The organism is Rhodospirillales bacterium (assembly GCA_016699855.1).
Classification (GTDB): domain Bacteria; phylum Pseudomonadota; class Alphaproteobacteria; order Reyranellales; family Reyranellaceae.
The window spans coordinates 4,819,232-4,835,646 of the sequence record CP064988.1 but is presented as its reverse complement, the minus strand read 5'-3'; the positions used below and the strand labels follow the sequence as shown (position 1 = coordinate 4,835,646).

16 protein-coding genes and 1 pseudogene are annotated in these 16,415 nt (G+C 69.3%); 7 read left to right on the top strand and 10 right to left on the bottom strand.

Annotation, left to right across the window (positions count from 1 at the left end; all coding sequences use genetic code 11):
* Positions 1 to 4 precede the first annotated feature (4 nt).
* From IPK81_22925 to IPK81_22910, 4 genes are read right to left on the bottom strand one after another with little or no spacing between them, the layout of a single operon-like run.
* Positions 5 to 307 carry a hypothetical protein gene (locus tag IPK81_22925; protein QQS12309.1) on the bottom strand — a complete coding sequence of 101 codons (303 nt, stop codon included), beginning with the start codon at positions 305 to 307 and terminating at the stop codon, positions 5 to 7.
* 22 nt (positions 308 to 329) lie between these two features.
* Entirely contained in the window at positions 330 to 1,523 is a 1,194-nt protein-coding gene (locus IPK81_22920; protein ID QQS15232.1) for an aromatic ring-hydroxylating dioxygenase subunit alpha, read from the bottom strand.
* A gap of 27 nt (positions 1,524 to 1,550) precedes the next feature.
* Positions 1,551 to 2,525 carry a tripartite tricarboxylate transporter substrate binding protein gene (locus IPK81_22915; GenBank protein ID QQS12308.1) on the bottom strand — a complete coding sequence of 325 codons (975 nt, stop codon included), beginning with the start codon at positions 2,523 to 2,525 and terminating at the stop codon, positions 1,551 to 1,553.
* Positions 2,526 to 2,581: 56 nt separating this feature from the next.
* A complete protein-coding gene (locus IPK81_22910) occupies positions 2,582 to 3,190 on the bottom strand; it encodes a TetR/AcrR family transcriptional regulator (GenBank protein QQS12307.1) in 609 nt (202 codons plus the stop codon).
* 53 nt (positions 3,191 to 3,243) lie between these two features.
* Between IPK81_22910 and IPK81_22905 the strand changes: the two genes are divergently transcribed.
* On the top strand, positions 3,244 to 3,714 hold the full coding sequence (locus IPK81_22905; GenBank protein ID QQS12306.1) for a VOC family protein: 471 nt from the start codon (positions 3,244 to 3,246) through the stop codon (positions 3,712 to 3,714).
* Positions 3,714 to 4,073, top strand: a complete 360-nt coding sequence (locus IPK81_22900; protein ID QQS12305.1) for an MmcQ/YjbR family DNA-binding protein — start codon at positions 3,714 to 3,716, stop codon at positions 4,071 to 4,073. Before IPK81_22905 ends, IPK81_22900 begins: the two co-directional genes overlap by 1 nt.
* Before the next feature lie 13 nt (positions 4,074 to 4,086).
* On the opposite strand, the pseudogene ilvD reads toward IPK81_22900, so the two are convergent.
* Both ilvD and IPK81_22890 read right to left on the bottom strand, forming a co-directional pair.
* Positions 4,087 to 5,851 (bottom strand): annotated as a pseudogene (ilvD, locus tag IPK81_22895) (dihydroxy-acid dehydratase).
* 131 nt (positions 5,852 to 5,982) lie between these two features.
* Positions 5,983 to 6,618, bottom strand: a complete 636-nt coding sequence (locus IPK81_22890; GenBank protein QQS12304.1) for a hypothetical protein — start codon at positions 6,616 to 6,618, stop codon at positions 5,983 to 5,985.
* Positions 6,619 to 6,715: 97 nt separating this feature from the next.
* Between IPK81_22890 and IPK81_22885 the strand changes: the two genes are divergently transcribed.
* On the top strand, positions 6,716 to 6,910 hold the full coding sequence (locus IPK81_22885; protein QQS12303.1) for a hypothetical protein: 195 nt from the start codon (positions 6,716 to 6,718) through the stop codon (positions 6,908 to 6,910).
* On the opposite strand, the gene IPK81_22880 is transcribed toward IPK81_22885, so the two are convergent.
* The 3 genes from IPK81_22880 to IPK81_22870 all read right to left on the bottom strand — a co-directional run bounded on the left by IPK81_22880 (position 6,907) and on the right by IPK81_22870 (position 10,416).
* Positions 6,907 to 7,431: a hypothetical protein gene (locus IPK81_22880; protein ID QQS12302.1), complete on the bottom strand. Its 525-nt coding sequence runs from the start codon at positions 7,429 to 7,431 to the stop codon at positions 6,907 to 6,909. The genes IPK81_22885 and IPK81_22880 overlap by 4 nt on opposite strands.
* Before the next feature lie 242 nt (positions 7,432 to 7,673).
* A complete protein-coding gene (locus IPK81_22875) occupies positions 7,674 to 9,677 on the bottom strand; it encodes a hypothetical protein (protein ID QQS12301.1) in 2,004 nt (667 codons plus the stop codon).
* 307 nt (positions 9,678 to 9,984) lie between these two features.
* Complete coding sequence (locus tag IPK81_22870) at positions 9,985 to 10,416, bottom strand: CBS domain-containing protein (GenBank protein ID QQS12300.1); 432 nt, start codon at positions 10,414 to 10,416, stop codon at positions 9,985 to 9,987.
* A gap of 380 nt (positions 10,417 to 10,796) precedes the next feature.
* Between IPK81_22870 and IPK81_22865 the strand changes: the two genes are divergently transcribed.
* The 3 genes from IPK81_22865 (at position 10,797) to IPK81_22855 (ending at position 13,635) form a co-directional block, all read left to right on the top strand.
* Complete coding sequence (locus IPK81_22865) at positions 10,797 to 12,008, top strand: tetratricopeptide repeat protein (GenBank protein QQS12299.1); 1,212 nt, start codon at positions 10,797 to 10,799, stop codon at positions 12,006 to 12,008.
* A gap of 10 nt (positions 12,009 to 12,018) precedes the next feature.
* On the top strand, positions 12,019 to 12,732 hold the full coding sequence (locus IPK81_22860) for a FecR domain-containing protein (GenBank protein QQS12298.1): 714 nt from the start codon (positions 12,019 to 12,021) through the stop codon (positions 12,730 to 12,732).
* A 105-nt stretch (positions 12,733 to 12,837) separates the two neighbouring features.
* Positions 12,838 to 13,635, top strand: a complete 798-nt coding sequence (locus tag IPK81_22855; GenBank protein QQS12297.1) for a FecR domain-containing protein — start codon at positions 12,838 to 12,840, stop codon at positions 13,633 to 13,635.
* A gap of 16 nt (positions 13,636 to 13,651) precedes the next feature.
* Here IPK81_22855 and IPK81_22850 read toward each other — a convergent pair whose 3' ends face one another.
* A complete protein-coding gene (locus IPK81_22850) occupies positions 13,652 to 14,779 on the bottom strand; it encodes a TRAP transporter substrate-binding protein (GenBank protein ID QQS12296.1) in 1,128 nt (375 codons plus the stop codon).
* Positions 14,780 to 15,032: 253 nt separating this feature from the next.
* Between IPK81_22850 and IPK81_22845 the strand changes: the two genes are divergently transcribed.
* Positions 15,033 to 16,403 carry a phosphoglucosamine mutase gene (locus IPK81_22845; protein QQS12295.1) on the top strand — a complete coding sequence of 457 codons (1,371 nt, stop codon included), beginning with the start codon at positions 15,033 to 15,035 and terminating at the stop codon, positions 16,401 to 16,403.
* Positions 16,404 to 16,415: the final 12 nt, after the last annotated feature.

The following is a 16,415-nucleotide window of genomic DNA, read 5'->3' as shown; positions in this document are numbered from 1 at the left end:
CCGGCTACTCGCTGCTGCCGCCGCTGTCGCTGGAACCGCTGTCGCTCGATCCGCTATCGCTGGAGGCGCGGTTGTCCGCGCTGTCCGACGTCGTCGCGCTGTCGGCCGTCTCCGATGGCGAAGCGGTGCCCGCGTCGGAGCCGGCGCCGGCCTCGCTGAGAAACGTGCTCGGCGCGCCGGAGTCGTGGCCGCCGTCGCCCGTCCCGGACTCGCGCCCGTGACGGATCGCCATCCACGCGACCGCGGCGATCGCGCCTACCACGGCGACGCCGACGATCCCGAACAACGTCAGGATCAGGATCTCCATCGCGCCTCCCCGCGCGCCGCGCTCACTCGAGGTACTGGCCGGCGTCGAATTTCAGCAGCGCGCCATCCGCGTCGAACGCGACGCCGAGCGGATCGCCGCCGGCCGCGACCACGTCGAGCTGCTTGCGCAGCAGGATGCGCAGCATCGAGACGCCCTGGTCGCTCGACGCGAGATGCTCCTCGGAATGGAAGGTGATCGCGCCCTGCCCGACCTGGGCCTCGGTGTCACCGGGGAATATCTGGTGCTCGGCTTCGGTCAGCTCGGCCCAGGTCTTGCCGTTGTAGCGCGACTTGAACTTGCGCAGTTCGCCCGCCTCGCGCACGCGGCCGGCGACGTAGATGCGGTAGTGCGTGTCGTCGATCGGCAAGGTCCAGCCGATCGACTCGACCATGCCGTAGCGCTCCCCGACCTGTGGGTTGGCGACCACGCGCAGCGTCGGCAGCGCGGCCTCGGTCACGCGACGGTACTTGCGGCCGTCCGGCAAACTACGAACGGAGGTCGCCTTCACGCCGAACGGACCGTACTCGAACCTCACTTTGGGGAATCCCATCATCTGCTGCGCGAATTGCGGGCCGCTGAACGAGCCGTGCAGGATCGGCACGTGGTAGGGATCGACGACGTTCTCGAAATGCTGCAGCCAGTTGCAGGGCGCGATCTGGATGCCGCCGCTACCGATGCTGGAATCGTCGGTCTCGACGAACTCGCCCGGTCCCATGACCTCCAGCGGCTCGTAGCGCGGCAGCACGGGCTTGCGCTCCGGCGGACCCATGTAGGCGAAGACCAGCCCGTAGCGTTCCTCGACCGGGTACCAGGGCTGGCGCACGCGCTGGCACAGCGGGCCCGTCGGATTGGGCTCGCACGGCATCTCGAGGCAGCGGCCCTCCACGTCGAAAAGCCAGCCGTGGTAGCAGCAGCGGATGCCGCGCTCCTCGATCTTGCCGTAGTACAGCGTCGTGCCGCGGTGGCAGCAGCGCGGATAGACGATCCCCGCGCGGCCGGCGCCGTCACGGAACAGGATCAGGTCCTCGCCCAGCGCGCGGATCGGACGTGGCGTGGCGCCGGCGTCCGCGGCCAGCCCGACGGGATGCCAGTAGCGCCGCAACAGCTCGCCCATCGGCGTGCCGCGGCCGACCTCGGTGAGACGCGCGTCGTAGGTCGGCGCCGCCAATCCGTAGGCGGTCCCGGCGTCGACCGGTCCCCGCGTCGCGACATCCATGCCCTGCTCCTCCCCCACCAGCACGCCTCAGTCCACCTTGGCGCCCGACTCGCGGATCAACGCCGCCCAGATCGGCGTCTCGCGCGCGAGAACCGCCGCCAGTTCGTCGGTCGTCGAACCGACCGGCGTCTGGCCCTGCTGCACGAGCTTCTCGCGCACGTCCGGCATCGCGACGATGGCCGCGATCTCCTCGCGCATGCGCCCGATGATCGACGCCGGCGTGCCGGCCGGCGCGTAGGCGGCCACGAACAGCCGCAGATCGAAGCCGGCGAAGCCCTGCTCGGCGAAGGTGGACAGATCGGGCATCGCCAGGCCGCGCGCCGCGCCGGCGGCGGCGATCGGCTTCACGCGGCCGGCCGCGATCTGCGTCTTCGCGCTGGCCGGACTCGCCCATGTGATGTCGAGCGTGCCGTTGCCGACGTCCTGCAGCGCCGGCACGTCGCCGCGGTAGGGCACGTGGCTCCATTGTCCGCCGAGCGCCTTCTCGAACATCAGCCCGTAGAGATGGCCGGACGAGCCGATGCCCCAGCTACCGTAGGTGACCGGCCGGCCCAGCGCCTTGGCCCACGCGGCCATGCCCTTAAGATCGGTGAACGGCGCGTCGGCCTTGGCGGCGACGAGGATCGATCCCATCGAGACCAGCGTCACCGGCACGAGGTCCTTCGCCGGATCGAACGGCAACGTCCTGTAGAGCGTGGGATTGTTGGTGTGCGTCGAGTTGGTGGTGATCAGGAACGTGTGGCCGTCGGGCGCCGCCTTGGCGACGAGGTCCGATCCGAGGATCGTGTTGGCGCCGGGTTTGGCGTCGACGAGGATCTGCTGCTTCAGACGCTGGCCCAGAGGTTCGGAGACCACGCGGACCAGCGCGTCGATGGCGCCGCCGGCGTTGAACGGCACGACGATCCGGACCGGCTTCGACGGCCATGGTTCCAGCGCGGACGCCGGCGCCGCGACGGCGCCCGCGATTCCGGCCGTCAATGCGCGGCGTCCGATCTGAGCCATTGGCGCGTCTCCCTTTGATGGAAGCTTATCGCCTTCCACGGCCCGTGGAAGCCCGTTCAGCGCAGTCCCGCGACGGCCTGGTCGAGCAGCCGGTCGACGAAGGCGCGGTCCGGCGGCGCGTGCCCCAGCAGCAGGCGGAAGAACAGCGGGCCGTAGATCGCGTCGGCCGCGACCTCGACATCGACGTCGCCCCGCAATTCGCCCGCCGCGATCGCCGCGGCCAGAAGCGCCGCGCCCTCGGCGCGCCGGGCGAGCACGAAATGGTGGCGGAACGCCTTGGCGTGCTCGGTGTCGCCCGACGCGCTGGCGATCATCATCGCCGCCAGACGCCCGACCGGCGTGGTGAACACCGTCGCGACGCGGCGGAGTTGCGCGCGTAGCCGCTCGAGCGCGGGCTTGGCCGACGCCGAGGGACCCTCGTCGGCCGGCGCCAGCTCGATCAGCGCCGCCATCGCCACCGCGTGCCGGTCCGGCCACCAGCGGTAGACCGTCGGTTTGCCGACCCCGGCGCGCTCGGCGACACCCTCCATGGTCACGGCCGCCGGCCCGCCGCGCTCCATCAACTCCCGGGCGGCCCGCAGGATCGCCGAGCGCGCGGCTTCGCTGCGCGGGCGGCCGCGGGTCCGGGGTGACGGCGTCGAGGTCGGGTTGACTTTGGCGGTCATTAATGAAACGGTACGTAACGTTTATATTATCCACGAAAGCCGGATGGTCCACCATGGCCGAAATCGATCCGATCCCGACCGGCTTCCACACCGTCGCCCCCCACCTCGTCGTGAAGGGCGGCGCCGAGGCGATCGATTTCTACAAAGCCGCCTTCGGCGCCGAGGAGATCTACCGCCTCGTCGATCCCAACGACGGCCGCGTCGGCCACGCCGAGCTGCGGATCGGCTCCTCGATGATCATGCTGGCCGACGAGTATCCCGATTTCGGCGCGCTCGGTCCGGCGTCGATCGGCGGTTCGCCGGTCAAGCTCCATCTCTCCGTGCCCGACGTCGACGCCATGGTCGCGCGCGCCATCGCCGCCGGCGCCACGCTGGTGCGCGCCGTCGCCGACGAGTTCCACGGCAACAGGATGGGCACGATCGCCGATCCGTTCGGGCACCAATGGTCGATCGCGACCCAGATCGAGCGGCTGACGCCGGCCGAGATGCAGCGCCGCTGGACGGCGATGCTCCAGGGCGGGTGATGACGCCGCTCGCGACGGCCGGCGAGCTCGCGCTGGCGCTCCCCGGCGCGGAAGAGCGCGACCACAGGGGCAGGCCGTCCTACCGGATCAAAGGCCGGATCTTCGCGACGCTGCATCCCGCCGACCGCCGCATGGTCGTCAAGCTGCCGATCGACGAACGTCTGGCCCTGACCGATCTCGATCCACAGTCGGCGAGCGCCGTGCCCGGTGCGTGGGGCCGGCAGGGCTGGACGTTCGTCGAGCTGGCGCGCGCCGACCGGCGCCAGGTCGCGCGCCTGCTCCGGATCGCCTACGACCTCGTCCTGACGCCGAAGAAAAAGGCGCGCGGTCCGGGCCGCGCGCCTTCCTCCGAACGATAGGCCGACCGCGCCGTCAGATGTCGGCGTAGGTGTGGCTTTCCTTCTTGCCGCCGGGATGGGTCAGCGCGCCATCGACCGCCGGTCCCACGAGTTGCGCGTACTTCCACAGCGCGCCCGACTGGTAGTCGGTCTTGCGCGGCTTCCACTTTGCGCCGCGCCTTGAGCTCCTTGTTCGTGAGCTCGACATCGAGCCGGCCCTTCACCGCGTCGATCACGATGATGTCGCCGTTCTTCAGCAGCCCGATCGGGCCGCCGACCGCGGCCTCCGGGCCGACATGGCCGACGCAGAAGCCGCGGGTGCCGCCGGAGAACCGGCCGTCGGTGATCAGCGCCACCTTCTCGCCGACGCCCAGGCCGTAGAGCGCGGCCGTGGTCGCCAGCATCTCGCGCATGCCCGGTCCGCCCTTCGGCCCCTCGTAGCGGATGACGATGACCTCGCCCTCCTTGAACTTGCCCTTCACGACGGCCTGGAACGCCTCCTCCTCGCTGTCGAAGCAGCGCGCGGGGACCGCGAACACCAGCCGCTGCATGCCGGCGACCTTCACGATGGCGCCGTCGCTGGCGAGGTTGCCCTTGAGGCCGACCACGCCGCCGGTCGGCGTGATGCAGTTCTTCACGCGATAGACGACGTCCTGGTCCTCGGGGAACTTCACGTCCTTGTGGTTCTCGGCCAGAGTCTTGCCGGTGGCCGTGATGCAGTCGCCGTGCAGCAGCCCGTTGTCGAGCAGCTCCTTGATCACCACGGGGATGCCGCCGATGCGGTGCATGTCGAGCGCGACGTATTTGCCGCCGGGCTTGAGGTCGGCGATGTACGGCGTCCGCTTGAAGATGCGCGCCACGTCGTGAAGGTCGAACTTGATGCCCGCCTCGTGCGCCATCGCCGGAAGGTGCAGGCCGGCGTTGGTCGAGCCGCCGGTGGCCGCGACCACGGTGGCGGCGTTCTCGAACGCCTCGCGGGTGCAGATGTCGCGCGGCCGGATGCCGAGGCGCAGCAGGTTCATGGCCGCCTCGCCCGAGGCCTTGGCGTACTCGTCGCGGCTCTCGTAAGGCGCCGGCGCGCCGGCCGAGCCCGGCAGCGCCAGGCCGATCGCCTCGGACACGCACGCCATCGTGTTGGCGGTGAACTGGCCGCCGCAGGATCCCGCCGACGGACAGGCCGCGCACTCCATCTCGTGCAGGTCGGCGTCGCTGAACTTGCCGGCGGCGTGCATGCCGACGCCCTCGAACAGGTCGACCACGGTGATGTCGCGGCCGCGGAACGTGCCCGGCAGGATCGAGCCGCCGTACATGAACACCGACGGCACGTTCAGGCGCAGCATCGCCATCATCATGCCCGGGAGCGACTTGTCGCAGCCGGCCAGCGTGACCATGGCGTCGTAGCAGTGGCCGCGCATCGTCAACTCGACCGAATCGGCGATCAGGTCGCGGCTGGCCAACGAGGATTTCATCCCCTGGTGGCCCATCGCGATTCCGTCGGTGACCGTGATCGTCGTGAATTCGCGCGGCGTGCCGCCGGCGGCGTCGACCCCGAGTTTCACGGCCTGCGCCTGGCGCGATAACGAGATGTTGCAGGGCGCCGCCTCGTTCCAGCAGGTCGCCACGCCGACCAGCGGCTGGCCGATCTGCTTCTCGGTCAGTCCCATGGCGTAGAGGTACGAGCGGTGCGGCGCGCGTTCCGGCCCGACCGTCGTGTGCCGGCTGGGCATCCGGGTCTTGTCGAGGGTCGGGTTGGGGTGGAATTTCGCCTTCTTTCCGGCGGCCTTCTTCTTCGCGGCCATATCGGCTCACTCCCTCTCAGCGCTGTCGGTTTCGATCGGCGCGCAGCATAGCCACGCGCCAGCGCCCGCGCCAGCGCGGGCTGGCCGGCACCACGGTCGAAATGCGGCCACGGCCGGTGGCGCTGCGGCGGTCAGCTATCTTCGCGCTTACGGCGTTTGCGGGCGGCGCCGGCGTATTCGCCGCGCGGCCGGTTCTCGTCGTTCATTGGATTGACGATGGTCTTGCGGAACCGGTCCCAGTCCTCCGCCGTGAAGTCCTCGAGTTTCTCGACCAGTCCGAACTTCTCCAAGACGTCGTCGGCGTAGAGCCAGCGCGGCAACGGCTGGAGCTGCAGCAACGGCACCTCGGTGCGGAAATGGATCGGCACGTGGGTCCGGGTCAGCCGGACGTTGGTGAAGATCGGGCCGAACCAGCGGTCGGTCTCGATGATGCCCTCGTAGGCCTCGTAGCCGGACGGACGGGGAAAATTCGCCAGCGGCCGCGAGAGCACGCTCCAGCCGGGCTCGGTGCGGGCGACGTAGCCGCTCCAGATCTGCAACAAGCCGGGCTCGTTGGGGGCGCCGAGGAACGGCAGCGCGAAGCCCTTGCAATCCTCCGGGACGCGCTCGTCGAAATGGTCGGAGAAATCCGGGAACTGCTCCTGGTGGAGCGGCATCCACTGGCCCCCGGCGGCCTCGTGCGCCCAGAACGTCTCGCGTCCGTCCCACATGACCTGGAAGTCCATGGGCGGGAAGAGGTACCAGCCGAACGCAGACGCGGCGCGCATCGGCTCGCAGTACCGGAAGGCGCGCGTCGGAAATGTGCCGCCGGCAGCCGGATCGGCGCGCATTGGCGGGCGGGCCGTCGGGACCATGCGATAGAAAGTGATCGCCGGACCGGTCGAACCGGGCTTCTTCGAGTCGCTCATGACGGCTTTTTTACCCGTCGTCGACGGCAACGTCGATCATCTAGATCAATGCGGCCCTCTCCGGAACCGCGTCGGCGCGCGTCCGGACAAAGAAAAGGGCGACCACGTCGCGGTGGCCGCCCTTTCCAGAATTCGACGCGGCGTTGGTTAGAACGCCGGCGCCATCATGCCGAACTTGACCTTCGTGGCGCCGAACGACGGCGACATCATGCCGAACTTGACCTTCGTGGCGCCGAACGACGGCGACATCATGCCGAACTTGACCTTGGTCGCGCCGAACGACGGCGCCATCATGCCGAGCTTGACCTTCGTGGCGCCGAACGACGGCGCCATCATGCCGAGCTTGACCTTGGTCGCGCCGAACGACGGCGCCATCATGCCGAGCTTGACCTTCGTGGCGCCGAACGACGGCGCCATCATGCCGAGCTTGACCTTGGTCGCGCCGAACGACGGCGCCATCATGCCGAGCTTGACCTTCGTGGCGCCGAACGACGGCGCCATCATGCCAAGCTTGACCTTGGTCGCGCCGAACGACGGCGCCATCATGCCGAGCTTGACCTTGGTCGCGCCGAACGACGGCGCCATCATGCCGAGCTTGACCTTCGTGGCGCCGAACACCGGCGCCATCATACCCACGCGTACACGACCGCAGTCGCGGGACATCCCGGACATATCTGCATCCTCCTCGATGTACTCGCCGGAAACCGAGCGACCGACTGGTGCAAACAGTCGGGCGACCCGCCCAATAACCGACGCCACCCCCATGTGTGGCTCTTTCACATTCTCTTTGACGGCACCTCCCGCGCCGTTAATTAATCGCTAACGTGTTGCGAAAATTGAGATTGTCGCAGGAAATGCACCGCTCCAAAACGGCGCGCGCGACACCCGCTAAGGGCGGAATCGAGAGTAAATCCTCAGGATTCCGGAACGCCGGCCGCCCGGAAGCCGGCGATATACTTCGCCTTATCCTCGGCCCGCTCCAACGGATAGGTGGCCACGAACGACGAAATACTAAATCCTGACTGGAGTTCGCGGAGTTTCTTGACCAAAGCCGCAGCTTCATCCGCTTTGCCAAGTTGACCCAAGCTGGCGATGACCGGCGGGTAGGCGGCAGCGAAGGTCGGATGCTCGCGCAGGATCGGCTGCGCCGCCGAGATCGCGTCATTGTAGCGCCCGGCCAGCGTGAGCGCGATGACCGTCACGTTCTCCCAGAAGAAGCGAAACGGGTCGTAGGGCGACAACTTCCGGTATCGCTCCATCGACTCCAGCGCCTTGTCGCTGTGGCCCCGGTAGGCCGAGACCAGTGCGCTGAGCGCCCAGCCCCAGCCGAAATTCGGATTCGCCGCCAGCGAGCGCGCGTGGAAATGCTCTGCCACGTCGAAATCGCGGTGCAGGAACGCTTCGACGTGACCGGCGAACGACAGGCCCATCGGGTCGTCGGGATCGAGGTCCACGGCGCGGCGCGCGTGCTGCTCGGCCAGGCGGCTGCTTGCGTCGCGGTCTGGAACCCAGCCCTGCCCGACCCCCATCAGATGCCAGAACGACATCCAGGCATGGGCGTGGGCGTAGTCCGGATCCAAACGCAGCGCCCGCTCGAGAAATTCCCCGGCCGTGCGGAACGCCGTCGGCGACGCCTGGTAGATCAGCGGAACGGCGCGCAGCACCGAATCGTAGGCGTTGGCGTTGTCGGGCGGGCGCCGGCGCACCCGGTCGACCTCGGCCTGGAGAATCTTCGGGTTGAGCTGGCCGACCACCCCACGGACGATCTCGTCCTGCAGATCGAACAGGTTCGCGAACTCGACGGTGCGCTGGTCCGACCAGATCGCCCGGCCGTCGTCGCAGTCCACCAGCCGCACGCCGATGCGCACGATGCCGCCCTGGCGACGCACCGTGCCCTCGATCGCGTAGCGGACGCCGAGCCGCTTGCCGATCTCGCGCGAATCGACGTCCTGTCCACGAGGCACGCCCGTCGACCCCGTGGGGATCACCGACAGCCACTTGAACCGCGACAGACCGTCGACGATGTCCTCGGCGAAACCCTCGCCGAGATACTCCTGCTCGGGCTCGCCCCCGACGTTGCGGAACGGAAGCACGGCCACCGGCAGCGTCTCGACCATGGGGTCCGCGACCGCGGGCGCCGCGACCGCCGCCGGCGCCGCGGCCGGCAGTTCGGTCGCGGTCGGCGAATCGCCGTCCAGCCGGTCCCCGCGGATACGGTCGTAGAGCTGGATCGTCGCCTGACCCGGCTTCGCGTCCAGGGTGCGCTTCAAGGCGTCGACGCAGACCTGGAACTGGCGCAGCGCGGCGGCCTTGTCCCCCGCCCGGGCGTAGGCCTCCATCAGGCCGCGGTGCGCCTCCTCGTGCGACGGCTCGAGCGCGAGCATATGGCGCGCGACCGATTCGGACGCGGCGAACTCGCGGGCGCCCATAAGGTCGCGCATCGCGCTGGCCATCGCGCCGAACGCCTGCTCGCGGCGCCACGCCCGCTCGCCGTAGAGCCAGTCCTGGAAGGCGCCGCCGATGGCCGACAGGTCGGCCAGCAGGTCGCCCCGGTATAGTTCCGCGATCTTCCGCTTGTCCTCGGCGCTGCCCTCGCCGCAGCGCTCGACCTCGCGGGCGTCGATCCATGTGCGCTCCAGATCGATGCGCATGACGTCGCGATCGATATGGATCGCCTCCGCGTCCTCGCCCTGGAAGAGGGCGCGGAGCTCGGTGATCGACTGTCGCAGCGAGCCGCGCGCCTGCTCCTCCAGACGGTCGCTCCAGACCAGTCCAGCGATCCGCTCACGCGTCGCGGAGGCATCCGGCGTCAGGCACAGGAACGCGAGGACGGCCCGGGTCTTCTTGGCCCGTGGGGTCGCGTCGGTCCCGTTCGAAAGCGTCACACGGCAGCCGCCGAGGAGATAAACACGCACCATACGATGATCCGGCGCTTTCCCGGGACCGGCTAGATCCCGATGACAAACTAGAATCTTCAAAACGAAAAATAACTTATTGTTTTATATCAGTCAATTAACAATATATTCACATGTAAGTTTAATTGTTTGTCAGTTATTTCAACAGGTAATGATAATTTTTTAATGTAAAAACACGGAGTATTTTCAACTATAGGAAAATATCTAAATGCGCTGATATCTTTAATTATTTCAGAGATTTAACACCTACCGAGAGTCGCGCCCGCGACCCGCATTGCGCGGGCGCGGGCGTCAAGCCTTGGCGCAGGATTCACGCTGCGGCGATGTATTGGCGGAGGTCTTCCGCCTCCTGGCGGATCTCGCTCAGACGCCATTTGACGACGTCGCCGATCGAGATGAGGCCGACGAGGACGCCCCCGCCCAGCACCGGCAGATGCCGGAACCGACCCTCGGTCATGAGTTCCATCGCCCGCTCGACGGTGTCGTCCCGGTCGCAGCAGACCACGGGCGACGACATGACGTCGGCGACCCGCCCCGCCAACGCCGTCGCGCCATCGTCCGCCACGGCGTGCAGGATGTCCCGTTCAGAGAGGATGCCCACAGGGGCGCCACCGCGGTCGAGCACCAGCACCGCGCCGATGCGCCTGGCGGACAGGGTGGCGATGGCGGACACCAGTGAATCGCCCGGCGCGACCGAGACGATCCGGTCGCCCTTGTGCACGAGGATGTCGGACACGAACATGGCTTCCTCCTCCGCATCGCGCGCGGGAAGCCTCTTCTGGCGCCGTGGACCGATCGGGCGTCGGGAAGAGACCCCGGACCGCGCTGGACTCCACGATGCTACGCGACGGGCGCGGCGGGGTTTCGTTCTCCGCCGACGCCGCGCAGCGACGATCGGCGCCTCGCGCCGACCGTTCAACGGTCCTCCCAAACCGCGCGAAGATCAACGGATATCGCGTTCACATCCGGTTTCCCGGGCCGGCCGCGGGCGGGCGCGGATTGAATGGCTTCACGAATCATGCGAGCATTTGCCGATTGTCCCGTCCCTGGCCGGCGCCAGATCTGGCGGCAGGACGCGCCACCTCGGCGTGTCGGCCCGGCCGGCGGCAGGAGCGTGAAGAGATGCGGCGTTCTGTGCGATCCGTCCTGTTCCTCGGCCTCGCCGCGTTGGCGCTCCCGGTCGCGGCGCCCATGGCCCAGCGCGTCCCCGCAGCGGCGGCGCCCGCGCCCGCCGCGCTCCAAACCGAGCTCGAGCGCGCGTTCCAGTCGGTTCTCGCCAACCCGGCCGACCGCGAGGCCAATCTTCGCTACGCCAAGGCGGCGGAGGACGCAGGCCAGCCGCGCAAGGCGCTCGCCGCCTACGAGCGCATGCTGCTGAACGACCCCCGCGACGACGTCGCGCGGCGCGGCTACGAACGTCTGAAGCTGAACGCCGACCCGCCGTTCACGCGTCTGCGCGCCGGGTTCGGCGGTTTGTTCGAGACCAACGCATCTGCCGCGAACCAGCAGCTCTCGCCCTCCACGATCAGCACGCGCCAGCTTGGCGGCAGCGACGATTTCGCCGGCGTCGGCACGTTGCGCATCGACGACGAACGTTTTTTTGGGTCGCAGCGCTGGCGCAGCAAGGCCCAGTTCTACGGGGATTTCCACGTCCGTTCGTCGAAGCGCGATTTCCAGTACGGCGCGGTGGACAGCGGACCGGTCTTCGTCGTCGACCAGGGCGTCAAGGTCCGGCCCGGCCTGTACGCCGACCTTGGCTTCTCGGGGTACCATCAGCTTTTCCACTCCGTCGGCGTCGCCGTCGACCTCGACTTCCAGACCGGCTGGGTGAAGACGGCCCGCGTCGGATTCGGACGCACGAACTTCCGCAAGAGCGACAACGCCCGCGACGCCTGGGTCTATGCCGGCCGGATGGAGATGGGCTGGGACGGCGTGTTCACGCGCAGCGACACGGTCTCCCTCGAGCCGTTCGTCGTGTTCTACGACGCGCGTATCAACACCGGGGAGGAAACGTTCACGCAGACCGGAGCGACGCTGGCGTACACGGTGCCGATCGCGCAGCGCGCGCTTGGATTCCGCACGATCTATCTGATCCCCGAACTGTCGCTCGACGTGCGCAGCTACGCCGGCCGCCCGAGCGGCGCGATCCCGACCGACCGCGGCCACCGCAGCGACTGGCGCGCCCTTCCCGGTTTGAAGATCGCAGGATCGGAGTTCCTCGACCGTTCGATCACGGCGGTCGTCAGCTACGATTTCGACCGATCGCGCTCGAACTACCGCGCGTACAGCTACGACAACCACCGCTTCGGCCTCAACGTCATCGTCGAGTTCTGAGGGCGTCGACGTGTCCCTCCACCGCGGCGGCGCGGTCCTGCTCCTCGCGATCGGATGCGCCGCGACGGCGGCGCCGGCCTCGGCCGTCGACGACATCGGCGTGGCGTCGACCGTCGTCAACAAGGTCGAGGGCTCGGTCGGCGGCCGCACCCTGCGCCTCGGCGACAAGGTCCATGTCGACGAACGGATATCGACGGGCCCGGCGTCGCGCAGCCAGCTGCTGTTCCGCGACGAGACGGTGCTCACGGTCGGCGAGGCGTCCAACGTGACGCTCGACCGGTTCGTCTACGATCCCGCGCGCGGCGCCCCATCCGTCACCCTGTCCATGACCCGCGGCGCGCTGCGTTTCGTCAGCGGCAACCTCCCGAGCCAGGCCTACGTGATCCGCACGCCGGCGGGCGCGATCGGCGTCCGCGGCACGATCTTCGACCTCGTCGTCGAGGAGGACGGCACGACCATGCTGCACCTCGTCGAGGGCGCGGTCGACTTCCGGCCTCGCGCCGGCGGCGCGGGCGCCACGCGACTCGACCGGCGTGGCGCGAGCGGGCTGTTCGGCCCGGACGGCAAGATGCTGAAGCTGTTCGACGGACTGCGCCTCCAGGACCAGCGGCGGCTGAACGCGATCCGCGACCAGGCGGCGCTGGGCGGCGCTATCGAGGACGACCCGGCGGATCTACGCCGCCGCCGCCGCATCGTTCCACGTCCGCCCCAGACCAGCCCTTGAATCGACGTCGGCGGCGGAGGTCCATTGCAAGCGACGGCCGCGCAGGATATAATGAGTATACACTCATAAAATGACCGGCCGCGAGCCCGTCAAACGGTGGTGAACGTGACGTCGATCAACTCAACGACCCGCACGGGGACGAAGCGGGCGGCGGCGCTGGCCTTGGCCATGGTGTTGGCTGCGTCCGTCGACGCGCGCGCGCAGGGCCCGGCCGACATCGGCACCGCCGCGGCCGTGGTCAACAAAGTGACGGGCTCGGTCTCGAGCCGCGACTTGAGAACCGGCGACCGCGTGCACGCCAACGAGGAGATCGCCACCGCCGCGCTGAGCAAGGGGCAGATCGTGTTCCGCGACGAGACGTCGTTGACCGTCGGCCCCGACTCCCGCGTCACCCTCGACCGCTTCGTCTACGATCCGGCGCGCGGCGGCTCGACCGCGTCGATCAACGCCGCCAGGGGCGTGTTCCGGTTCGTCAGCGGCAACATGCCGAGCCAGTCGTACCAGGTGCGCACGCCGGCGGGCACGATCGGAGTCCGCGGCACGATCTTCGACCTGATCGTCGAGGCCGACGGCACCGTGGTCGTCCAGCTGATCGAGGGCGGCCTCGACATCCAGGCCCGCGGCCGCACCGTGCGCATGGACAGGAACGGCGACGTCGTGGTGCTGGGACCGGACGGCTCGATCCGCGAGACCATCGACCTGACCGAGCGGCAGCGCCGGCTGCTGGCGCCGATCCGCAACATCCTCCTGCGCCGCGACGGAACGCCCGACTTCACCGACGACCGCCGCCGCATCCAGGACATCCGCCGCAACGTCCGCACTCTGGGCGGCGGCGGCCCGCCCGGCCATCCCGGCAGCGGCGACGGCGGCCAGGGCTCCGGCGGCGGCGACGGCGGCGGCTGAGCGCCGCGCCGCGGCCTCAGGGCCGCGACAGGCGCGACCAGGCGCGCGGTCCGTCGAGGAACTGGCGCAGGTTGTCGAGCACGAGCTTGAATTCGGGATCCTTGTCGGCGCGCTCGCGCAGCACGTCCGACGACGTCTCGCGGAAGGCGTCGAGCACCGAGGCCGGCCAGCGCCGGATCGACACGCCCTGCTTGCGGAAGAAGTCGAGCGCGCGGGCCTGCTCGGCGGGGCCGCGCGACAGCGTCCACGCGATGTTGGCGCGGCAGGCGATCTCGATCTGCGCCTGCCGGTCCGGGCCCAGCGCGTCCCAGGCGTCCTTGCGCATGTAGAAATCGAGCACCGTCGCCGGTTGGTGCCAGCCGGGGAAGTAGTAGATCATCGAGAGCTTCTCGAAGCCGATCGCGCGGTCGACCGACGGCATCGAGAACTCGGCGGCGTCGAGCCTTCCCTCCTGCAGCTTGTGGAACAGCTCGCCGGCCGGCACCGTGACGATCTCGGCGCCGAAGCGCGCCATGACGTCGCCGCCGAGGCCGACGTAGCGCACGCGCTGGCCCTTGAGGTCGGCGACCGTCGTCACCTCGTTGCGGAACCAGCCGCCCGCCTCCGGTCCGGCGACGCCGCACATCAACGCGTGGACCCCGAGCCGTTCGTAGATGCCGCGGTGGAGCTTGCCGCCGTCGCCGTCGATCATCCACGAGACGTACTCGTGCTCGGTCGGACCGAACGGCACGGCCGCGAACAGCAGGAGCGCCGGCGCCTTCGACGCGGCGTAGAACGGCGTCGTGAACGCCGCCTCGACGTCGCCGCGGACCACCGCGTCGAGCAGGTCGACGGTCGGCGCGCGCGCGCCGGCCTCCAGAATCCTGACGACGACGGCGCCGCCCGACATCGCGCGCAGCGAGCGGGCGAACTGCTTGGCCGACTCGCCGAGCACCGACACGCCGGGATTGAACGCCGCCTGCATGGTGATCTTGACGCGGCCCGGCACGTCGGCGTGCGCCGATCTCGGTGCGGCGGCGGTCTGCGGCGTCGGCGCGGTCGGCGGCGATTGCGCGAAGGCCTGCGGCGCGGACGCGGCGAGGCAGAGCGCCAGCGCGCGCGCGGTGCGGCGCCAGCCTGCGGACATCCCGATCGACGCGTACATCATTCCTCTGTCATCTTGGACTACACGACCCGGCCGTTGACCGGCGGCGACGCGCGTCGACCTCCCCGCGTCGGGCGCCACAGCGAACGATCCGCGCCCGTTTCCACAATTCTCTCACCCGCATGCGACGGCGGCAAGCGACCCAACTCCATGATGACGCCTCTATCGCCAACGATCATGGCGGCGTCGAGACGGGTTTGGGGGCGGAATCCGGCCACTGGAAAGCCGCGGGCCGGAGATGTAAGATATTGACATGACACGGAAATTGTTCGGGACGGATGGCGTGCGCGGCCGCGCCAATCTGGAGCCGATGACGGCCGAGACGGCGCTGCGGCTGGGCATGGCGGCGGGCGCGCGCTTCGAGCGCGGCGACCACCGCCATCTCGTGGTGATCGGCAAGGACACGCGGCTCAGCGGCTACATGATCGAGCAGGCGATGACCGCCGGCTTCCTGTCGATCGGCATGGACGTGCAGCTGCTCGGCCCCGTGCCGACGCCGGCGGTCGGCCATCTCACGCGCTCCATGCGCGCCGATCTCGGCGTCATGATCTCGGCCTCGCACAATCCGTTCCACGACAACGGCGTCAAATTCTTCGGGCCGGACGGCTTCAAGCTGTCGGACGAGATCGAGGCCGAGATCGAGGCGCTGATGGCGACCGACCTGACGCCGCGCCGCGCCGAGAGCCGCGCGCTGGGCCGCGCCCGGCGGATCGACGACGCCGGCGGCCGCTACATCGAGGCGGTGAAGGCGACCTTCCCGCGCACGTCGACGCTCGAAGGCCTGAAGATCGCGGTCGACTGCGCCAACGGCGCGGCCTACCGGGTGGCGCCGCGGGTGCTGTCGGAGCTCGGCGCGACGGTGATCGAGCTCGGCGTGTCGCCCGACGGCTTCAACATCAACCGCGATTGCGGCTCGACCCATCCCGAGGGGCTGGCGGAGACCGTGCAGGAACGCGGCGCCGATGTCGGGCTGGCGCTCGACGGCGACGCCGACCGCCTCGTGCTGGTCGACGAGCGCGGCGAGGTGATCGACGGCGACCAGATCATGGCCGCGATCGCGGAGTCGTGGGCCGCCGACGGCCGGCTGCGCGGCGGCGGCGTCGTGGCCACCGCGATGTCCAATCTCGGCCTCGAGCGCTTCCTGGCGTCGCGCGGCATCACGCTGGAGCGCACCGCCATCGGCGACCGCTACGTGCTGGAGCGGATGCGCGAGGGCGGCTTCAACCTCGGTGGCGAGCAGTCGGGCCATCTCATCATGACCGACTTCGCGACCACCGGCGACGGGCTGATGGCCGCGCTGCAGGTGCTCGCCAGCGTCGCCGCCACGGGCCGGCCGGTGTCCGAGGTCTGCCGCCGCTTCACGCCGGTGCCGCAGATCCTGCGCAACGTGCGCCTGCCCGCCGGGACCAACGCCAACGCCGTGCTCGACTCCGCGCCGGTGGCGCGCGCGCTGGCCGAGGCCGAGGCGTCGTTCGGCGCCGACGGACGCCTGCTGGTGCGCAAATCCGGCACCGAGCCGCTGATCCGCGTCATGGCCGAGGGCGACGATCCCGACGCCGTCGCGCGCGTCGTCGACGGGCTGGTCGAGATCATCGCGTCGGCCGCCGCGCCGCGCGCCGCCTGAGCGCGGCGGAAG

What these genes read in the sequence shown, in the direction of transcription:
- IPK81_22865 (QQS12299.1), top strand. Translation starts at nt 10,797, where the DNA reads ATGCGGCGTTCTGTGCGATCCGTCCTGTTCCTCGGCCTCGCCGCGTTG.
- IPK81_22910 (QQS12307.1), bottom strand. Translation starts at nt 3,190, where the DNA reads ATGACCGCCAAAGTCAACCCGACCTCGACGCCGTCACCCCGGACCCGC.
- IPK81_22880 (QQS12302.1), bottom strand. Translation starts at nt 7,431, where the DNA reads ATGTCCGGGATGTCCCGCGACTGCGGTCGTGTACGCGTGGGTATGATG.
- IPK81_22870 (QQS12300.1), bottom strand. Translation starts at nt 10,416, where the DNA reads ATGTTCGTGTCCGACATCCTCGTGCACAAGGGCGACCGGATCGTCTCG.
- IPK81_22850 (QQS12296.1), bottom strand. Translation starts at nt 14,779, where the DNA reads ATGTACGCGTCGATCGGGATGTCCGCAGGCTGGCGCCGCACCGCGCGC.
- IPK81_22890 (QQS12304.1), bottom strand. Translation starts at nt 6,618, where the DNA reads ATGCGCGCCGCGTCTGCGTTCGGCTGGTACCTCTTCCCGCCCATGGAC.
- IPK81_22925 (QQS12309.1), bottom strand. Translation starts at nt 307, where the DNA reads ATGGAGATCCTGATCCTGACGTTGTTCGGGATCGTCGGCGTCGCCGTG.
- IPK81_22905 (QQS12306.1), top strand. Translation starts at nt 3,244, where the DNA reads ATGGCCGAAATCGATCCGATCCCGACCGGCTTCCACACCGTCGCCCCC.
- IPK81_22845 (QQS12295.1), top strand. Translation starts at nt 15,033, where the DNA reads ATGACACGGAAATTGTTCGGGACGGATGGCGTGCGCGGCCGCGCCAAT.
- IPK81_22875 (QQS12301.1), bottom strand. Translation starts at nt 9,677, where the DNA reads ATGGTGCGTGTTTATCTCCTCGGCGGCTGCCGTGTGACGCTTTCGAAC.
- IPK81_22900 (QQS12305.1), top strand. Translation starts at nt 3,714, where the DNA reads ATGACGCCGCTCGCGACGGCCGGCGAGCTCGCGCTGGCGCTCCCCGGC.
- IPK81_22915 (QQS12308.1), bottom strand. Translation starts at nt 2,525, where the DNA reads ATGGCTCAGATCGGACGCCGCGCATTGACGGCCGGAATCGCGGGCGCC.
- IPK81_22920 (QQS15232.1), bottom strand. Translation starts at nt 1,523, where the DNA reads ATGGATGTCGCGACGCGGGGACCGGTCGACGCCGGGACCGCCTACGGA.